Genomic DNA, 640 nt, shown 5'->3' on the forward strand with positions numbered 1-640 from the left:
TACACGGCAACCATCGATATTCCTGGCCGGTTTGCACATTCAAAGGCGGTCGGTTCTGTGCTCGGGCTGACGCCGAAACTGAACGAGTCTGGTGAAAGCAAACGGGTCGGGCGAGTATCCTGTTGCGGTGACGCGATGATGCGATCCCTGCTGTACGAAGCAGCGCAAGTCCTGCTTGTAAACGTTAAGAAATGGTCGTGGCTAAAAGCGTGGGCGATGAATATCGCCAGACGCCGCGGGAGGCAAAAGGCGGTTGTAGCGTTGGCCCGACGGCTTGCTGTGATCATGCATCGCATGTGGAGTGACGGAACCGAATTCTGTTGGACACGGGAGAGCTTGCCTGTTGCTGCGTAATTAGCAACCAAGGTGACAAGAACAAAAGGAGACAAGAAGATTCCGCCGACGGTGGAAAGATGTCCTTCGCAGGACGACGGATGGGGTGAGTTCGCTGGTTGTCTTGGTACGGTCGTCTATTGCGATCAGGTCGCCGATTAGATTGTTCCGCCTCATTCTTCTGGTCCCATAGTGGGAGGGCCACGCAGGCCGATCCCGGAGAGAAGCGCGATACTGCGAAGACATCAATCAACCATAGCTACGGACAGTCAGAAGGTGCTTGACCTCACCACGCCGAATAGAGAAG

1 protein-coding gene is annotated in these 640 nt (G+C 55.2%); it reads left to right on the plus strand.

The window, feature by feature from the left end:
- Positions 1–354: transposase (locus IB264_RS34210; protein WP_192435374.1), on the plus strand; the 354-nt coding region annotated here is incomplete at its 5' end.
- Between the last annotated feature and the right edge of the window lie 286 nt (positions 355–640).

The sequence above is a fragment of the Ensifer sp. ENS11 genome (genome assembly GCF_014851895.1).
GTDB classification, from domain to species: domain Bacteria; phylum Pseudomonadota; class Alphaproteobacteria; order Rhizobiales; family Rhizobiaceae; genus Ensifer; species Ensifer canadensis.